This is a genomic window from Streptomyces sp. DSM 15324 (assembly GCF_001514285.1).
Lineage (GTDB): Bacteria > Actinomycetota > Actinomycetes > Streptomycetales > Streptomycetaceae > Streptomyces.
In genome coordinates, this window is the sequence record NZ_KQ949035.1 from 223,498 (window position 1) to 239,023 (window position 15,526).

Here is a 15,526-nt window from a genome sequence, read left to right on the forward strand (position 1 = left end):
TCAGCTCACCGAGTCGAGCAGCCGAGCGGTGTGCATCCGCCCGGCGTACTCGACGAGCCGGATCAGCACCTCCTTCCCCGAGGCGCGGTCCCGTGCGTCGCACAGCACGACGGGGGTGCCGCCGTCGAGGTCGAGGGCGCGTGAGACGTCCGCGGCGCCGTAGGTCCGGGCGCCGGTGAAGCAGTTGACGGCGACGACGAAGGGGATGTGCCGGTGCTCGAAGTAGTCGACGGCGGGGAAGCAGTCCTCGAGGCGCCGGGTGTCGGCCAGGACGACCGCGCCCAGCGCCCCTTGTGACAACTCGTCCCACAGGAACCAGAAGCGGTCCTGGCCGGGGGTTCCGAAGAGGTAGAGGGAGAGGCCGGAGCGGATGGTGATCCGGCCGAAGTCCATGGCGACGGTCGTGGTGACCTTCTGGTCCACTCCGTCGGTGTCGTCCACCCACTGGCCGGCTTCGCTGAGCAGTTCCTCGGTGCGCAGCGGTCTGATCTCGCTGACGGCGCCCACCAGGGTGGTCTTGCCGACGCCGAAGCCGCCTGCGACCAGAATCTTCAACGCCAGGGGGGCCGTCTCGCCACCTGTGGCATCGGAGTGCTCGGAGACCATGGATCACTTCTCTCGGGAGAGGACGGATGCGGTGCAGGTGTGCGAAGTCAGCATCATGACAAGGTGGGCCCCCTTCCGAGGGGTTCGACCGTAATCTGACCGATCTGACCGTCCGCTGCGCGTTCACGGTCCGAAGGTGTGCGTGAGCCTGTGCCAGGCGGGTCCGTTCTGCGTCCGGGTCCGTTCTGCGTCCGGGTCGGCTCGGGTCCGCGTCCGCCGTGGCCGGGCCCCCGGCCTACAGGGCTCGCAGCCCCTCGATCACCTCGCGGAGGATGCGCTCGTCGGGCAGGCGGGCGGGCGGGACCGGCAGGCTGACGGTGACGCGGCCGAGCTCCAGGAGGTCGCCGAGGAGGACCCGGACCACCCCCACGGGCAGGTCGGCGCCCGCGGCGAGTTCGGCGACCGACTGCGTCTCCGCGCGGCACAGGTCGGTGAGCGCCCGGTGCTCGGGTCCGAGGGCCTGGTCGTCCGTGTCGGGGGTCCCCGGTTCCAGGGTGACCAGGGCGATCAGGTCGAAGCGCACACCGCAGGGGCCCGGCTTGGTGCGGCCGCCCGTCATGGCGTACGGGCGTACCAGGGGTCCGGCCTCGTTGTCGTACCACTGGCTCCCCGGCTCGTGCGGGACGCCGGTCCTGTCCTCGGTCATGTCGGCCGGTCGCTTCCTCGCCTCATCCGGCGGCGGGCGGCCGCGCGCCCGCACGGGGACCGGTGAAGAGGTGCTCGCCGACCCGCTTGACCAGCCGTGCCATCTCGTAGGCGACCAGGCCGATGTCGGCGGTGACGGCGGTGAGGAGGGCGAGGCAGGAGCCGTCTCCGGCAGCGGCCACGAACAGGAAGCCGTCGTCCATCTCCACCATGGTCTGCCGGACGCCGCCGGCGCCGAAGTGGCGTCCGGCGCCCTTGGCGAGGCTGTGGAAGCCGGAGGCGACGGCCGCGAGGTGTTCGGCGTCCTCGCGGCTCAGGCCGGTGGATGCGCCGACGGCGAGGCCGTCGTTGGACAGCACCACGGCATGCCGTACCTCGCTGACTCTCGTCACCAAGTCGTCGAGCAGCCAGTCGAGTTCGCCGGACCGCTGGGCCGGCCTCGGGGTCGGGTCGTGGATCATGCGGGGTCTCCTTCGCTGCTGTCGCTGCCCGGTGCGGGATGCGGTGCTCCGCCCCGGCCGGGTTGCCTGCCGCCGCCTCGTGCCCAGCCGGCCCGGTAGGCGGCCATGCGGTCCCGTACGAGTTCGGGGGTGCGCCCGTCGTCGCGCCGGCGGTTCTCGCGAGGCGGTTCCTCGGGGCGCGAGCTGCGCAGTTGGGGGGCGAGGTGCGCCTGCCGGACCCGGCGCGGCAGGTCGTCCGATCCCTCGGAGTCGTCAGGGGGGCGATGCAGACGCAAGGCGGTGACTCCAGGGGGCGGGGGGTCGGCGGAGGCCGGTTCGGCTGCGGCGCGGGACGGGGCGATCAGCGCGGGTCGCTCGGCGGGCGCGGAAACGGCCTCCGGTTCGGGCGCCGACCGTTCGGGGGCGGGTACGCGCGCGTACGCGCGTGTCGTGGTCCACTCGGCCTGCACCGCCTCCGCCGGCTCCACCGCCTCCACGGCATCGGGGGCGGAACGTTCCGGCTTCCCGCCGTGCAGGAGGGCCGTCGGCAGGAGGACCACCGCGGTGGTGCCGCCGTAGGGCGAGGTCCGCAGATGCACCTTGACGCCGTGGCGCGCGGAGAGTCTGCTGACGACGAACAGACCGAGCCGGTCGCTGTCGAACAGGTCGAGCGCCTCGGACTGCGCGATGCGCCGGTTGGCCTCCGCGAGGGTCTCCTTGCCCATGCCGAGTCCGCGGTCCTCCACCTCGACGGCGTAGCCGTTGCCGACCGGCTCGCCCGTCACGCGCACGCGCGTGTGCGGCGGCGAGAACTGGGCGGCGTTCTCCACGAGTTCGGCGAGGAGATGGGTGAGGTCGGCGACGGCGGCGCCGACGACGGAGGTCTCGGGCAGCTGCCGTATCTCCACGCGCGCGTAGTCCTCGACCTCGGAGACCGCGGCGCGGACCACGTTGGTCAGGGAGACCGGCATGCGCCAGGCCCTGCCGGGGGCCGCTCCGGAGAGGATGATCAGGCTCTCGGCGTGGCGCCGCATGCGGGTGGTGAGGTGGTCGAGCCGGAAGAGGTCGCTCAGCTCGTCGGGGTCGTCGGAGCGGCGCTCCATGCTGTCCAGGAGGCTCAGCTGGCGGTGGACGAGGACCTGACTGCGGCGGGCGAGGTTGACGAACACGCCGGAGATGCCGCTGGCGAGTTCGGCGCGCTCCACCGCCGCCCGCAGCGCCGCCCGGTGCACGGTGGTCAGCGCCTCGGCGACCTGGCCGGTCTCGTCCTCGGCGGCCGGTCCGGGCGGTGCCTCCGCGCGGATGTCGATCTCGTCCCCGGCGCGGAGCCGGCGCATGGCCTCGGGGAGTTTGCGCCGGGCGATCTCCAGGGCGCTGTTGCGCAGGCTGACGAGTTCCACGACGAGCCCGCGGCCGATGCGGACGGAGATCACGAGCGACGCGACGACGGCGGCGAGACCGAAGAGGACCGCGGCGCCCGCGGGGGTGAGCGCGCCCCGGGTGAACGGGTCGGCGCGGTCGGCGACGTCGCGTGCGGCGGCCGACTCGATGCCGCGCAGGTCGTCCCGCACGCGCGCGTGGGCCTTGTTCCAGGTGGCCCCCGACGCGGCCGAAAGCGCTTTCGCCCTTGATCCGCCCGTGAGCACACGGTTCTCGGTGGCGGCCAGCGCCGCGTAGGCGCTGCCCGCTGCGAGGCGCTGCCAGGCGGTGCGTTCGGGGCCGCGCAGGTCGGCGGCGGCCGACTCGGCCAAGGTACGGCGGGTGGCGACGGCGCCGGTGAACAGCCGCAGGCGCTCGCCGTCCAGGCGGCCGGTCAGGCGGGCGCTCGCGAGGACGGCGTCCTCCTGGGCCAGCGCCTCGCCCGCACGGGAGAACTCGAGCAGCACGCGCGCGTCGGAGCCGAGTTCCGCGTCCTGGATGCCCGAGAGCGCGCCGTCGACCTGGAAGGCCGCCGAGAGGGTGGCGGTGTACCGGTCGTAGGCATCCCGCCAGTCGGCGCCGCCGTTGAGCACGGCGGTCCGCAGCGGACTCAGCGCCTCGGCTCCGGAGACGAAGGTCTCCAGCCGCCGGGCGACTCCGGCGGGCAGCTCCTGGCCGTCGGCGACGGTGCTGTGGTCCCCCAGGCGGAGCCGGGCGACGGCCGCGTCCGTGTGCTCCGCGAGTCGCCTGAGGTCGTCGTCCTGCCCGGCGGCGGGTTCGGTCGCGTACCGCACGGCGGCCGCCCGCTCGTTCTGCAGGGCCGCCACCGCCGCCGCGACGGGCGTACGGACCTGGGCGTCCACCCGCTGCAGCTGGCGGAGCCGGGAGATGTCCTGGGCGGTACTGACGGTGGCGTACGCCCACAGGGCCAGCAGGGAGACGACCGGCACCATCAGCAGGCAAATGATCTTGGCCCGTACGGTGCGCGGCCGCAGGCGCCGACGTCCCGCGCGCGGGGGTGCCGCGCCGTCCGGCGAGCCCGGCTGCTCGTCCGGGCCCTCGTCGGCGGGCGGCCCGGCGTGGGCGCGCCGCCCGCGCACCGGGGGCGGCGCCTCGGCGCCGGCGGTGGGGGTCCTACGGGGTGTACGCATGGCCTCCTCGCTCGGGAGTAGTGCGGGGGACGAGCCGTCCGGAACGGCTCGGGGCGTGCGGAACTGCTCGGGGCGTGTCGCACGGCTCGGGGCGTGCGGTCCGGGCCGGTCACACGGTCCGGGCCGGACGGCGGACGGCGCCGCTCTCCAGCGGCTGCTGAGCCGAGGCCGACGCCTCACGCTCGCCCGTGGTGGGCGACAGCGCGACGAAGGCCGAGGTCAGGAAGAGATAGGACCCGAGGCCGACGGCGAGGGGGAAGATGAACTGCATCGCCGTGGCCCCGGGCAGCACCTCCCCGGAGGGTGTGACGTGCACGCGCACCGCGAACATGCCGGTGTAGTGCATGCTGCTGACCGCCGCGCCCATCACCAGTGAGGCGACGGTGACCGCGATCGGGGACTTGATGTTGAGCGCCGCCCACAGGGCCGCGGTCGCGGCGACGACGGCGATCAGGACGGAGAGGGCGACGCGCGTCGGGTCGTAGGAGACGTCACCGTGCAGGCGGACCGCGGCCATGCCGAGGTAGTGCATGCTCGCCACGCCCACCCCGGTGGTGAGCCCGCCGATCAGCAACGCGCGCGTGCGGTCACGGCCGTAGCCGACGGCGAACACACCGGCGCAGACGACGACCATGGCGACGAGGAGGCTGAGCACGGTCAGCCACACGTCGTAGCGGATGTCGGTGCCGCCGACGGCGAAGCCGAGCATGGCCACGAAGTGCATGGTCCAGATGCCGGTGCCGAGCGCGGAGGCGGCGGTGATCAGCCAGTTGCGCCGTGAGCGCCCGGTGGCGCCGAGGGCGCGCACGGTGCAGCGCAGCCCGAGGGCGGCGCCTGTGCACGCCATCACGTACGACAGTACGGGGGTCAGCCAGCCGAAGGCGGCGTGGTCCAGGTGTCCCATGGCCAGGGGACGCTAGTGGGGGCACGGGTGCACAAAGGGGGCGCATTTCGAAAGGTGATGGAATGTGACGCATAAGTGTGCTGTACCGATCGCCGCACGCTCGAACATGCGCACAGCGACGTCCCCCCTGACGGTGAGGGATCATGCGGTCCATGAGCGACGACCACACACAAGTCCAGGAGTTCTTCGGCGCGCGGGCGGCGGACTGGGACACCCGCTTCCCCGACGACGGCCCCGTCTACGCGGCAGCCGTCGCCGAGCTGGGCCTGCGGGAGGGCAGCCGCGTGCTGGACGCGGGCTGCGGCACCGGGCGGGCCCTCACGCCGCTGCGGGCGGCCGTGGGGGCCTCGGGAGTGGTAGTCGGGGCCGACCTGACTCCGGCCATGCTCCAGGCCGCCGTACGGGCCGGACGCGACCACGCGGGGCGACTGCTGCTCACCGACGTCGCCGCGCTCCCTCTGCGGGACGAGTCGCTCGACGCGGTGTTCGCGGCGGGGCTCATCGCCCATCTCCCACGGCCGGCCGAGAACCTGCGGGAGCTGGCCCGGGTGGTGCGCCCCGGCGGCGTCCTGGCGCTGTTCCATCCGATCGGACGAGCCGCCCTGGCCGCCCGCCAGGGAAGGCAGCTCACTCCGCAGGATCTGCGCGCGGAGCCGAACCTGCGCCCCCTGCTGGCCGGTTCCGGCTGGCGCCTGACCTCGTACGTCGACGAGGACACCCGATTCCTGGCCGTGGCCGTCCGGGAGGGCTGAGGGCTCATGCGGCCGCGGCGACCGCCCCGACGAACGCGTCCGCGGCGTCGAACATGACGTTGTGTCCGGCGCCCGGCACCGTCACGACGCGCACGCCCGCCTCCTCCAGGGCGTCCGCCCCGTCGAGCACACCGCTGCGTTCGCCCTGGAGGTAGACGCGGTCGACAGTGTGGAGCCCGGCCAGGATCTCGCGCATGACCGGCTGTGAACCGCGCCGCAGCGCGACGGCGCTGCGGTACAGGGCGCGCGGATCGGCGAGACGCATGGTCGCGGCCCACAGGGGACCCACCCGGTCGAGCACACGCGCGTACCCGTGGTCGAGGAACTCCTCCTCGGAGAAGGAGGCGATGTCGGCGCTGCCGGCGGTGAGCGGCGGGTACGCGTCCAGGTTCGCCTCCGTGAGGACGAGCCGGGCGACCAGGTCGGGCCGGCGGTACGCCAGGACGATGGCCACGGCGCCGCCCATGCTGTGGGCGACGAGTTCCGCCCCGCTCACCCGCGCCGAGTCGAGGGCGGCCGCCAGGGCGTCGGCGTGGTCCTCAAGGGTGTACCCGAACGCTTCGGGCCGGTCGCTGATGCCGTGCCCGGGAAGATCGACGAACAGGCTGCGCCGGCCGGCCAGTGCGGGCCTGGCCGCCACGTGCGCGTGGTAGACGGCGGAGACCGACCCCAGTCCGTGTACGTACACGCGCGCGGGTTCCTCCCCCGGCGTCTCCGTCCACCTGATGGCGCTCCCCCGGTCGTCGAACACGGCCTGCCGCATCTCTTCCCCCTCGCGCATCCGGCTGTCACGTCCGAGGAGACGATACATCGGCACCGAGGTATTACGTCAACGAAATATTACGTCAATGAGCTATAAGATGCGGGCATGCTGGAGCTCGCCATCCTCGGCTTCCTGTACGACACCCCGCTGCACGGCTACGAGCTGCGCAAACGCCTCACTGCGCTGACGGGACATGTGCGCCCGGTGGCGGAGAGCACCCTCTATCCGGCGATCAAGCGCCTGGAAAGGCCGGGATTCCTGGCCCGCGCCACCGAACCGGGCGCCGTGGCCGCCCCGCGCCACGTCCTGAGCCTCACCGACGAGGGCCGGAGCGAACTGCGCCGGAGACTGGCCGAGCCGGGCGAGCGCGACATCACCGACGAGAACCGCTGGTTCACGGTCCTCACGTTCCTGCGGCACCTGGAGGATCCCGGCGCGCAGGCCGCCGTGCTCCGTCGCCGCCTGGACTTCCTCCAAGAGCCGACGAGCTTCTTCTACGACGGTGAGCGGCCCCTGCGCGCCGAAGAGCTCGACGACCCGTTCCGGCGTGGTGTGCTGACCGTCGCACGGGCCACGTCCCGGGCCGAGATCAGCTGGCTGCGCGAAACCCTGGACTCACTGGGCGGCTGACTCGCCCCCGGCATGCCGTACCGGGCAGCCGCGCAGACCGGGCACCGGGCGGGTGCCGAGGTCCTCCAGGCGGTAGCCGTCCGGATAGCTCTTGATCTCCCGGTTCTGCCGGGCGTAGTGGGGCTCGCGGCGGGGCGGGAGCAGCCGCACCACGCGTCCACGCGCGCGTACGGCCCTGCGCACCAGCGTGCGGACCGCAGGGCTCGGCGGGCGGTAGCGGAAGGCCGTCAGGAGCGGCTCGTCGAGCAGGGCGAGGGTGGCGGTGCGCAGGGCGGGGGCGAGCGGCCGCGGGTACCAGGAGGCCATCAGGTCGAGCGTGGCGTCCGAGACGCGGCGCGCCTGCTCGTCCCAGGCGAAGTGGGCCAGTTCGTAGGCGTCGAGGCAGTCCTCGAACTCCTCGTACGTCTCGGGGATGCGCCGGATCCCCATGAGGCGGCCGAGCGTGCGGTAGTGGACGGTGGAGGCCACGGTCTCGTGGCGGGACATCCGCCGCCATCCGTAGGCGTCGGTCCACCGTTTCGGCATGACGACGAACGTGCAGAGCACATATCGCAGGTCGTCGTTTCCGATGTCGTAGCCGCGGTGCATCTGGTTGATGCGGCGCACCGCCGTGCGGCCCCGCGCGCTGTCGAAGCCGTGCTCGACGACCGCGTCGAGGAGCAGGGAGGTGTCGTCGTAGCGCTTCTGGGAGCGGTCGGTGAGCTCCGCCGTCTCGGCCAGCAGCCGGCCGATGCTCGGCACCGCGTAGGTGCGGTAGAGGGCGAGTTCGAGTGCGCGGGTGAAGTCCCAGGGGAACTCGTACGCCGCGGTGAGTCGGTAGATCTCGTGGGCGTCCCGGTAGGGGTCCATGCGCCGGATCTGTTCGAGCCGCTCGAATCGCTTCACCGTAGGGTTCCCTCTCTGTCGCCGTGACTCTAACTCCAGCTTGGGTAAAGGGAGATGAAAAGCACCCTGGCAAGGTGTACCACCGTATCGGGGAAGGGCTTCACCATGTTCGACACGATCCGCAAGGCCGGTGCGAGGCTCTTCGGCGCGCGGAGCACACCGTCGCCCGACGGCCCGGGCGGGTCTCGGCCCGCCGCCGGGAAGGGCTCCGCCGCCGCGAAGCGCCCGCACAATCTGTTCGAGGCGGCCGCCGTGTACGTCTCCGCCCGCGCGGAGGACGATCAGGACAGGATCGAGGAGGCGGCGGGCTGGGTGTCGCCGGAGGCGCTGTCCTTCGGGGTCAACGAACTCGCCTGCCGCGCCGTCGTCGCCCTCGCGCGGGAGCGCGACGAGTCGCCGGGGACCGTGGCACGGGCGCTGCTGGGGCTGCCGGCCGCGTGACCGACCGAGAAGGGTGGCCGTTTCGCCCCGTCACGTCGGAAAACGGCAGCTCCGGGTGTGCCGGGCAGTCGTGACAAGCGCCTTCCCGCCGCATTAGGGTGCGCGCCGTTGGACCAATGGATGGGGAGGCTGGGATGGCCGGGACGGACGAGGACACCGTCGCCGCCGCGGACGACGCGCTCTATGTGCTCACGGCGGCGCTGCTGACGCCCGCGAAGTTCCCGGCGGTGCTCGGGGACGACTACCCGGAGGCCTGTGCGGCGCTCGGTCTCGCGCCGCTGGCAGACGGGTACGGCCTGGTGCTGGGCCAGGACGGCGAGGGTGCGCGGTGGACAGTCGTCATCGACGACGTGTCGCTCGTGGCGGTCGCCATCGCGTCGTGGGACTGCGGCATGGAGCACGAGCTGTCGCCCGACGAGCGGACGGTGGTCGCGGCGCTGCCGGGCTGGCCCCTGGACGTCGCCGTCGCGGCGCCCGGGGTGCCCGCACCGCACGATCCCGCCCCGGAGATCACCGACGCCCCCACGCTGACCCCGCCGGACACGTCCGTGTGGGGGCCGGCCCGGCGGCGGCTGGGGGCCGATGAGATCGGGGTCCAGTGGACCCTGTGGCGGGATCAGCTGGACGACGCGGACTTCACCACGGAGACCGGGGTGGACGGCGTGGACGACGTCGAGACGGGCGGCGGCACCGACGGGGACGCGGACGGGACCGAGGCCGGACAGACACCGCCGACGGGACACAGCGACATCCGGCGGGTGCTGGCCGAGGCTCGCGCCTATGTGGAGAATCCGCCGCCGCCGGGGCGGGTACGGTCGTCGTTCGCGCCCGGCGAGGCGCGCACGCTGCGCGCCGACGGTCCGGGCTGGTCGCTCGTGGCCAGGACCGACGACATCGCGTTCCTCCTGCTGGACGCGCGGCCCGGCGAGGTCCTTCCGGTCGGCCGGGGACCAGAACTGCCGGGGCTCCTGGAGGCGCTGGACAAGATGGCCGTACGCCCTTACTGAGTCGGTACGAGGGCCGCGGTGAGGCGCTGTGCGGGGTATCACCCCCGCCCGTCCCTCCGGGACGCGCGCCCACCGCGGCTTGCTCAGCGGCCGAGTTCCTTGCGGGTGACGCGGCGCAGCCTGCGCCGCTGTGCGGGATCCAGGGTGAGGTAGGCCGCCGCCGGAACTCCCAGCACGATCAGCACAGCTGCCCACCAGGGCAGCCAGATCAACAGCAGAATCCCGACCGCCACACCTCCTGCGGCGATTTTCGCGTTCCTCGACATGTGCGTCGCCTCCTTCGCGGCCCCTGCCGCTCTCTGTCATGAAAACGGCTCCGCGCCACGCGCGGTTCCGGAAGCGACCCTGAAACGTCCCTGAGCTCCACCCCGAGGCAGCCCTGAGAACCACGCGTGCGGGCCAGGGCCGAGACGGCGCTCAGGGCAGCAGCGCCGTCAGGGACGGCAGCAGTGAGTCCAGGTCGCTCGGCAGCTCCGTCGGAAGGGTGCTCGGGAGCCGGGACGGCAGTCCGCTCGGCAGCGTGCTGGGCAGTCCCGTGGGAAGGGTGATCGAGGGAGCGGGCGCGGTGGCGGTCCCGCCGGTCGGCTTGTCGTCCCGATCGTCGTCCCCGGACGAGGCCATCAGGACGACGACGAACACGGCGACGGCGGCGACGAGCAGGACGAGGAGCGCGATGAGCGGGTTGCGGCGCCGCCTCGGGCCGCCGGGACCGTAGCCGGGGGCGGGCGGTCCGAAGCCGCCGTGCGGCGGCGTGTCGTCGCCCGGCGGACCGGGCGGATGGGGCGGATGGGGCGGTACGGGTGGCGTGGCCATACGACCAGCGTCCCCGCGAACGGGACCGGGAACGACCTCCGCGCGGAAGTTGATACCGGGTCATGCCGTGGAGCGCATGATTCCGGCGTATTCCGTGCGGAGGTCGGGCCGGGGCGGGTCAGCCGCGGGCGCCCAGCAGGTGGTCCATCGCGAGCTGGTCGAGGCGCTCGAAGGCCATGCCGCGGGCGGCGGCCGCGTCGGCGTCGAAGTCCTCGAACGCGGTGCGGTCGGCGAGCAGGCCCTGCAGGCCGTCGGCGGCGGTCGCCTGAGCCAGCTCGTCGAGGCGGGAGGCGCGCAGGGCCTCCTGGACCTCCGGGTCGGCGCGGAACGCGGCCGCGCGCTCCTTGAGGATCAGGTAGTTGCGCATGCAGCCCGCGGCCGAGGCCCACACGCCGTCGAGGTCCTCGGTGCGCGGCGGCTTGAAGTCGAAGTGCTTCGGGCCCGCGTAGCCGGCGCTCTCCAGCAGGTCGACCAGCCAGAACGCGGAACGCAGGTCGCCGGCGCCGAAGCGCAGGTCCTGGTCGTACTTGATGCCGGACTGGCCGTTGAGGTCGATGTGGAAGAGCTTGCCCGCCCACAGCGCCTGCGCGATGCCGTGCGGGAAGTTCAGGCCTGCCATCTGCTCGTGGCCGACCTCCGGGTTGACGCCGTACAGCTCCGGGCGCTCCAGGCGGTCGATGAACGCGAGCGCGTGTCCGACGGTGGGCAGGAGGATGTCGCCGCGCGGCTCGTTCGGCTTGGGCTCGAGGGCGAAGCGCAGGTCGTAGCCCTGGGAGGTGACGTACTCGCCGAGGAGGTCGAACGCCTCCTTCATGCGGTCGAGGGCGACGCGCACGTCCTTGGCGGCACCGGACTCGGCGCCCTCGCGGCCGCCCCAGGCGACGTAGATCTTCGCGCCGAGCTCGGCGGCCAGATCGATGTTGCGGATCGTCTTGCGCAGGGCGTACCGGCGCACGTCTCGGTCGTTCGCGGTGAACGCGCCGTCCTTGAAGACGGGGTGGGTGAAGAGGTTGGTGGTGGCCATCGGCACGGTCATGCCGGTGGTGTCCAGCGCCTGGCGGAAGCGCTTGATGTGCTCCTCGCGCTCGCTGTCGGACGAGCCGAACGGGATCAGGTCGTCGTCGTGGAAGGTCACGCCGTAGGCGCCCAGCTCGGCCAGGCGGGTCACCGTCTCGACCGGGTCGAGGGCACGCCGCGTGGCGTCGCCGAACGGGTCCCTTCCCTGCCAGCCGACGGTCCACAGGCCGAAGGTGAACCTGTCGTCAGGGGTGGGCTGGTAGCTCATTGCCGCTGCTCCTTGGTGTGCAGATGGTCGTGCGGGTCTGTGGCGGTCGGTGGCGAACTATTTCGTCATGGCCGTTTACAAATTAGTATGCCAACGCATCTCTGGGAAGACAGATCCCACGGAGCCGCGGAAAAACTTGAGGGAGAACCCGATGTCAGCAGCCGAGGGTCCGCTCGTCGTCGGGGTGGACTCGTCCACCCAGTCCACGAAGGTGCTGGTCGTCGACGCGGGCACCGGCGAGATCGTCGCCGGCGGCCAGGCGCCGCACACGGTCTCCGCCGGGGCCGGCCGGGAGAGCGACCCGCGTCAGTGGTGGGACGCGCTGCACGAGGCGCTGCGCCAGTGCGGTGAGCCGGCACGTGAGGCCGCCGCGGTGTCGATCGGCGGGCAGCAGCACGGCCTGGTGACGCTGGACGCGAACGGCGAGCCGGTGCGGCCCGCACTGCTGTGGAACGACGTGCGGTCGGCCCCCCAGGCCCGACGGCTGACCGAGGAACTGGGCGGGGCGAAGTTCTGGGCGGAGCGCACCGGATCCGTCCCGGCCGCGTCCTTCACGGTCACGAAGTGGGCGTGGCTCGCCGAGAACGAGCCGGAGGCGCTGCGCGCCACGAAGGCGGTACGGCTCCCGCACGACTACCTGACCGGACGTCTCACCGGCGAGGGCACGACCGACCGCGGCGACGCCTCCGGCACCGGCTGGTGGGCGTCGGCGACGGAAGGGTACGACGAGGAGATCCTCGCGCGCGTGGGGCTCGATCCCGCGCTGCTGCCCCGCGTGGTGCGGCCCGGTGAGATCGCGGGCACCGTGCGCGACACTCACGACCTGCCGTTCGCCAAGGGCACCCTCGTCGCCGCGGGCACCGGCGACAACGCGGCGGCCGCTCTGGGCCTCGGGCTGCGTCCGGGCACGCCGGTGCTGAGCCTCGGCACGTCCGGCACGGTGTACGCGGTGTCGAAGCGGCGGCCGGCCGACCCGACCGGCACGGTGGCGGGCTTCGCGGACGCGCACGGCGACTGGCTGCCGCTGGCCTGCACCCTGAACTGCACCCTCGCCGTGGACCGGCTCGCGGCCCTGCTGGGCCTGGACCGGGAGGCCGTGGAGCCCGCCGTCGGCCTCACGCTGCTGCCCTATCTGGACGGCGAGCGCACCCCGAACCTGCCGAACGCCTCGGGTCTGCTGCACGGCCTGCGCCACGACACGACGGCCGGGCAGCTGCTGCAGGCCGCCTACGACGGGGCCGTGCACTCGCTGCTGGGCGCGCTGGACCTGGTCCTCGACGAGGACGCGGACCCGTCGGCTCCGCTGCTGCTGATCGGCGGCGGCGCGCGGGGCGCGGCCTGGCAGCAGACCGTACGGCGGCTGTCGGGGCGGCCGGTGCAGATCCCGGAGGCCAAGGAACTGGTCGCGCTGGGCGCGGCGGCGCAGGCGGCCGGGCTGCTGACCGGGGAGGACCCGGCCGCCGTCGCCCGCCGCTGGAACACCGCGCGCGGGCCGGTCCTCGACGCCGTGGAGCGGGACGACGCGACGCTGACCAGGATCGCCGGGGTACTCTCCGACGCGGCTCCGCTGCTGGAGCGGGGCACGCCCGCCGGCTGAGCGTCGGCGCGCCCACGCGCCGACGACGGACCGAGGAGATCCGGCAAGCCACGAACCGGCAGTGTCAACGGATCAACGGATCAACCCGGATCTAAGAAAAGCTACGAGTCAACGAATCGATGGAGGCATGACCGCACCGCTGCACGAGGCCCGCGGCACCGGCCCGGGGCGCGCGCTGCCCGACACCCAGCAGGGCATGCGCCGCCGCAACCTGGCGCGGGTGATGCACACCGTGAGCGCGGACGGGCCGCTGTCCCGGGCGGCGGTCGCCTCCCGCATCGGACTGACCCGTGCGGCGGTGTCGACCCTCGTCGACGAGCTGATACGCACCGGCCTGCTGGAGGAACTCGGCCCGGAGCGGCCCGGCCGGGTGGGCCGGCCCGGGTCGGCGCTGGCGGTCAGCGGGCGCGGCCCGGCCGGGCTGGGCGCCGAGGTGGGCGTCGATCATCTCGCGGTGTGCGTCGTCGATCTGCGGGGCGAGGTACGCGCGCGTGCCGTGCGGCACGGGACGAACCGGGGCCGTTCCCCCGAGCCGGTGATCGGCGAACTCGCCGATCTGCTGCGCGAGGCCGTCGCGCAGGCGGAGGGCGCGGGGCTGTGGCCGGCCGGGCTCGCGGTGGCCGTCCCGGGCCTGATCGCCCGCGATGCCCGGACGGTCGTCCGCGCCCCGAACCTCGGCTGGCACGACACCGACCTCGGTGCCCTGCTGCCCGCCGACTGGCCGCTGACGGTGGACAACGAGGCCAACTTCGGCGGACTTGCCGAACTCTGGCTCGGCGAGCAGACCCCGCAGAACTTCCTGCACGTGTCGGCGGAGATCGGCATCGGCGCCGCGGTCGTCGTGGACGGCCGCCTGTTGCGCGGCACCCGCGGCTTCGCGGGCGAGCTGGGGCATGTGCCGGTCCACCCCGACGGGCCGCGGTGCGGCTGCGGCGGCCGCGGGTGTCTGGAGCAGTACGCCGGCGAGGAGGCGGTACTGCGCGCGGCCGGGCTGGAGCCGGGGGGCGACCGGGTCGGCCTCCTCGCGGGCCGGGCGGCGGACGGCGATGCCGAAGTGCGGCGCGCCCTGCACGAGGCGGGCACGGCCCTCGGTATCGCCTTGACCGGTGCGCTGAATCTGCTGGACCCCGAGAGCGTCGTGCTCGGCGGCGCGCTCGCCGGGCTCGCGCCGTGGCTGCTGCCGTCGCTGGAGTCCGAACTCGCCCGGCGGACGGCAGGCCCCGCCCGCCCGGTGTCCGTCTCCCGGCTGGGCCCCGAAGGGCCGTTGCTGGGGGCGGCGCACTCCGTGGTCCGGGCCGTGCTCGACGACCCGGCGGCGGTGGCGAAGGACGGCTCCTGACCTCGACGCGCGACCGGAATTCCCTGTTCGGGTGAGCGAGTTGTCCCCATGTGGCCGGCTGTCCACCGAACCGCCCGACGTCCCACGGCCCGGCCGGTGGTCGCCGTAGTGTGAGCGACGCGGGGCACAGCCGTCGGCCTCCGCGGAACGGAGAGCCCAGCCATGACCCCACACGTGTCTCTTCCCACCCGGCGGCGGCTGCTGCGGGGTGCCCTGCTCGCGGCCGTCCCGTACACCCTGCTCCCGGACCCGCCGGCCGGTGCGCAGACCCAGGCCGTCGACTACCGGCCCGCCGCATGGCGACCGGCGACCGCGGCCAACTACACGGCGGCCGACCGCCCCGCGTCCCATCCGGTCGACCGGGTCGTCATCCACGTCACCCAGACCGATTTCGCGAAGACCCTGGCCGTCTTCCAGAACCCGAGGAAGAGGGTGTCGGCGCACTACGTCGTGCGCTCCGCCGACGGGCATGTGGCGCAGTGCGTACGGGAGTCCGACATCGCCTGGCACGCGGGGAACTGGGAGGTCAACACCCGCAGCGTCGGCATCGAGCACGAGGGTTGGGTGGACCGGCCCGCCTCTTTCACCGACGCGCTCTACGAGCGGTCCGCCCGGCTCACCGCGTCGGTCTGCGAGCGGTACGGCATCCCCCGGGACCGTGCGCACATCATCGGCCACTACGAGGTGCCGGGCACGGACCACACCGATCCCGGCCCGAACTGGGACTGGGCGCGCTACCTGAGACTCGTCAACGGCGTCTGATCCACGTTCAAGTGGTTGTCGCTCCGCACACCCGGGGTGACGATGTCCCCAGCCGATGTCCCAGCGATGTCCCCAGTGGACGTCCCG

General features: G+C 73.3%; 17 protein-coding genes. 7 read left to right on the forward strand and 10 right to left on the reverse strand.

The window, feature by feature from the left end:
- From AQJ58_RS33715 to AQJ58_RS33735, 5 genes are all read right to left on the reverse strand, one after another.
- On the reverse strand, nt 1-606 hold the full coding sequence (locus AQJ58_RS33715) for a GTP-binding protein (RefSeq protein WP_067257033.1): 606 nt from the start codon (nt 604-606) through the stop codon (nt 1-3).
- Nucleotides 607-841: 235 nt separating this feature from the next.
- Nucleotides 842-1,252, reverse strand: coding sequence for a DUF742 domain-containing protein (locus tag AQJ58_RS33720; RefSeq protein ID WP_067257035.1), 411 nt, complete (start codon nt 1,250-1,252; stop codon nt 842-844).
- Nucleotides 1,253-1,274: 22 nt separating this feature from the next.
- On the reverse strand, nt 1,275-1,712 hold the full coding sequence (locus AQJ58_RS33725; RefSeq protein ID WP_067257037.1) for a roadblock/LC7 domain-containing protein: 438 nt from the start codon (nt 1,710-1,712) through the stop codon (nt 1,275-1,277).
- Nucleotides 1,709-4,261 carry a sensor histidine kinase gene (locus tag AQJ58_RS33730; protein WP_067257045.1) on the reverse strand — a complete coding sequence of 851 codons (2,553 nt, stop codon included), beginning with the start codon at nt 4,259-4,261 and terminating at the stop codon, nt 1,709-1,711. Before AQJ58_RS33730 ends, AQJ58_RS33725 begins: the two co-directional genes overlap by 4 nt.
- A 109-nt stretch (nt 4,262-4,370) precedes the next feature.
- Complete coding sequence (locus AQJ58_RS33735; RefSeq protein WP_067257047.1) at nt 4,371-5,165, reverse strand: MHYT domain-containing protein; 795 nt, start codon at nt 5,163-5,165, stop codon at nt 4,371-4,373.
- A gap of 152 nt (nt 5,166-5,317) precedes the next feature.
- Between AQJ58_RS33735 and AQJ58_RS33740 the strand changes: the two genes are divergently transcribed.
- Nucleotides 5,318-5,917 carry a class I SAM-dependent methyltransferase gene (locus tag AQJ58_RS33740; protein WP_067257156.1) on the forward strand — a complete coding sequence of 200 codons (600 nt, stop codon included), beginning with the start codon at nt 5,318-5,320 and terminating at the stop codon, nt 5,915-5,917.
- 4 nt (nt 5,918-5,921) lie between these two features.
- Here AQJ58_RS33740 and AQJ58_RS33745 read toward each other — a convergent pair whose 3' ends face one another.
- Complete coding sequence (locus AQJ58_RS33745; protein ID WP_067257158.1) at nt 5,922-6,680, reverse strand: alpha/beta fold hydrolase; 759 nt, start codon at nt 6,678-6,680, stop codon at nt 5,922-5,924.
- A 105-nt stretch (nt 6,681-6,785) separates the two neighbouring features.
- Between AQJ58_RS33745 and AQJ58_RS33750 the strand changes: the two genes are divergently transcribed.
- The gene (locus AQJ58_RS33750) at nt 6,786-7,310 is read left to right on the forward strand and encodes a PadR family transcriptional regulator (protein WP_067257048.1); all 525 of its coding nucleotides are present in this window, start codon (nt 6,786-6,788) and stop codon (nt 7,308-7,310) included.
- On the opposite strand, the gene AQJ58_RS33755 is transcribed toward AQJ58_RS33750, so the two are convergent.
- On the reverse strand, nt 7,296-8,195 hold the full coding sequence (locus AQJ58_RS33755; protein ID WP_067257050.1) for an oxygenase MpaB family protein: 900 nt from the start codon (nt 8,193-8,195) through the stop codon (nt 7,296-7,298). The genes AQJ58_RS33750 and AQJ58_RS33755 overlap by 15 nt on opposite strands.
- A gap of 105 nt (nt 8,196-8,300) precedes the next feature.
- Here AQJ58_RS33755 and AQJ58_RS33760 point away from each other — a divergent pair, with 105 nt between their 5' ends.
- Together AQJ58_RS33760 and AQJ58_RS33765 are read left to right on the forward strand one after the other, a co-directional pair.
- Entirely contained in the window at nt 8,301-8,636 is a 336-nt protein-coding gene (locus AQJ58_RS33760) for a hypothetical protein (protein WP_067257052.1), read from the forward strand.
- Nucleotides 8,637-8,770: 134 nt separating this feature from the next.
- Entirely contained in the window at nt 8,771-9,643 is an 873-nt protein-coding gene (locus AQJ58_RS33765; protein ID WP_067257055.1) for a hypothetical protein, read from the forward strand.
- A gap of 83 nt (nt 9,644-9,726) precedes the next feature.
- Here the strand turns inward: AQJ58_RS33765 and AQJ58_RS33770 are convergent, their stop codons facing one another.
- The 3 genes from AQJ58_RS33770 to xylA all read right to left on the reverse strand — a co-directional run bounded on the left by AQJ58_RS33770 (nt 9,727) and on the right by xylA (nt 11,741).
- Nucleotides 9,727-9,909 (reverse strand): hypothetical protein, encoded by a 183-nt coding sequence (locus AQJ58_RS33770; RefSeq protein ID WP_067257057.1) that lies wholly within the window; start codon nt 9,907-9,909, stop codon nt 9,727-9,729.
- 151 nt (nt 9,910-10,060) lie between these two features.
- Nucleotides 10,061-10,456: a hypothetical protein gene (locus AQJ58_RS41835; protein WP_079079394.1), complete on the reverse strand. Its 396-nt coding sequence runs from the start codon at nt 10,454-10,456 to the stop codon at nt 10,061-10,063.
- Between the two features lie 118 nt (nt 10,457-10,574).
- A complete protein-coding gene (gene xylA, locus AQJ58_RS33780) occupies nt 10,575-11,741 on the reverse strand; it encodes a xylose isomerase (protein ID WP_067257059.1) in 1,167 nt (388 codons plus the stop codon).
- Nucleotides 11,742-11,892: 151 nt separating this feature from the next.
- Here xylA and xylB point away from each other — a divergent pair, with 151 nt between their 5' ends.
- From xylB to AQJ58_RS33795, 3 genes are all read left to right on the forward strand, one after another.
- On the forward strand, nt 11,893-13,338 hold the full coding sequence (gene xylB, locus AQJ58_RS33785) for a xylulokinase (protein WP_067257060.1): 1,446 nt from the start codon (nt 11,893-11,895) through the stop codon (nt 13,336-13,338).
- 127 nt (nt 13,339-13,465) lie between these two features.
- A complete protein-coding gene (locus AQJ58_RS33790) occupies nt 13,466-14,677 on the forward strand; it encodes an ROK family transcriptional regulator (protein WP_067257062.1) in 1,212 nt (403 codons plus the stop codon).
- A 162-nt stretch (nt 14,678-14,839) separates the two neighbouring features.
- Complete coding sequence (locus AQJ58_RS33795; RefSeq protein ID WP_067257064.1) at nt 14,840-15,439, forward strand: N-acetylmuramoyl-L-alanine amidase; 600 nt, start codon at nt 14,840-14,842, stop codon at nt 15,437-15,439.
- Nucleotides 15,440-15,526 lie beyond the last annotated feature (87 nt).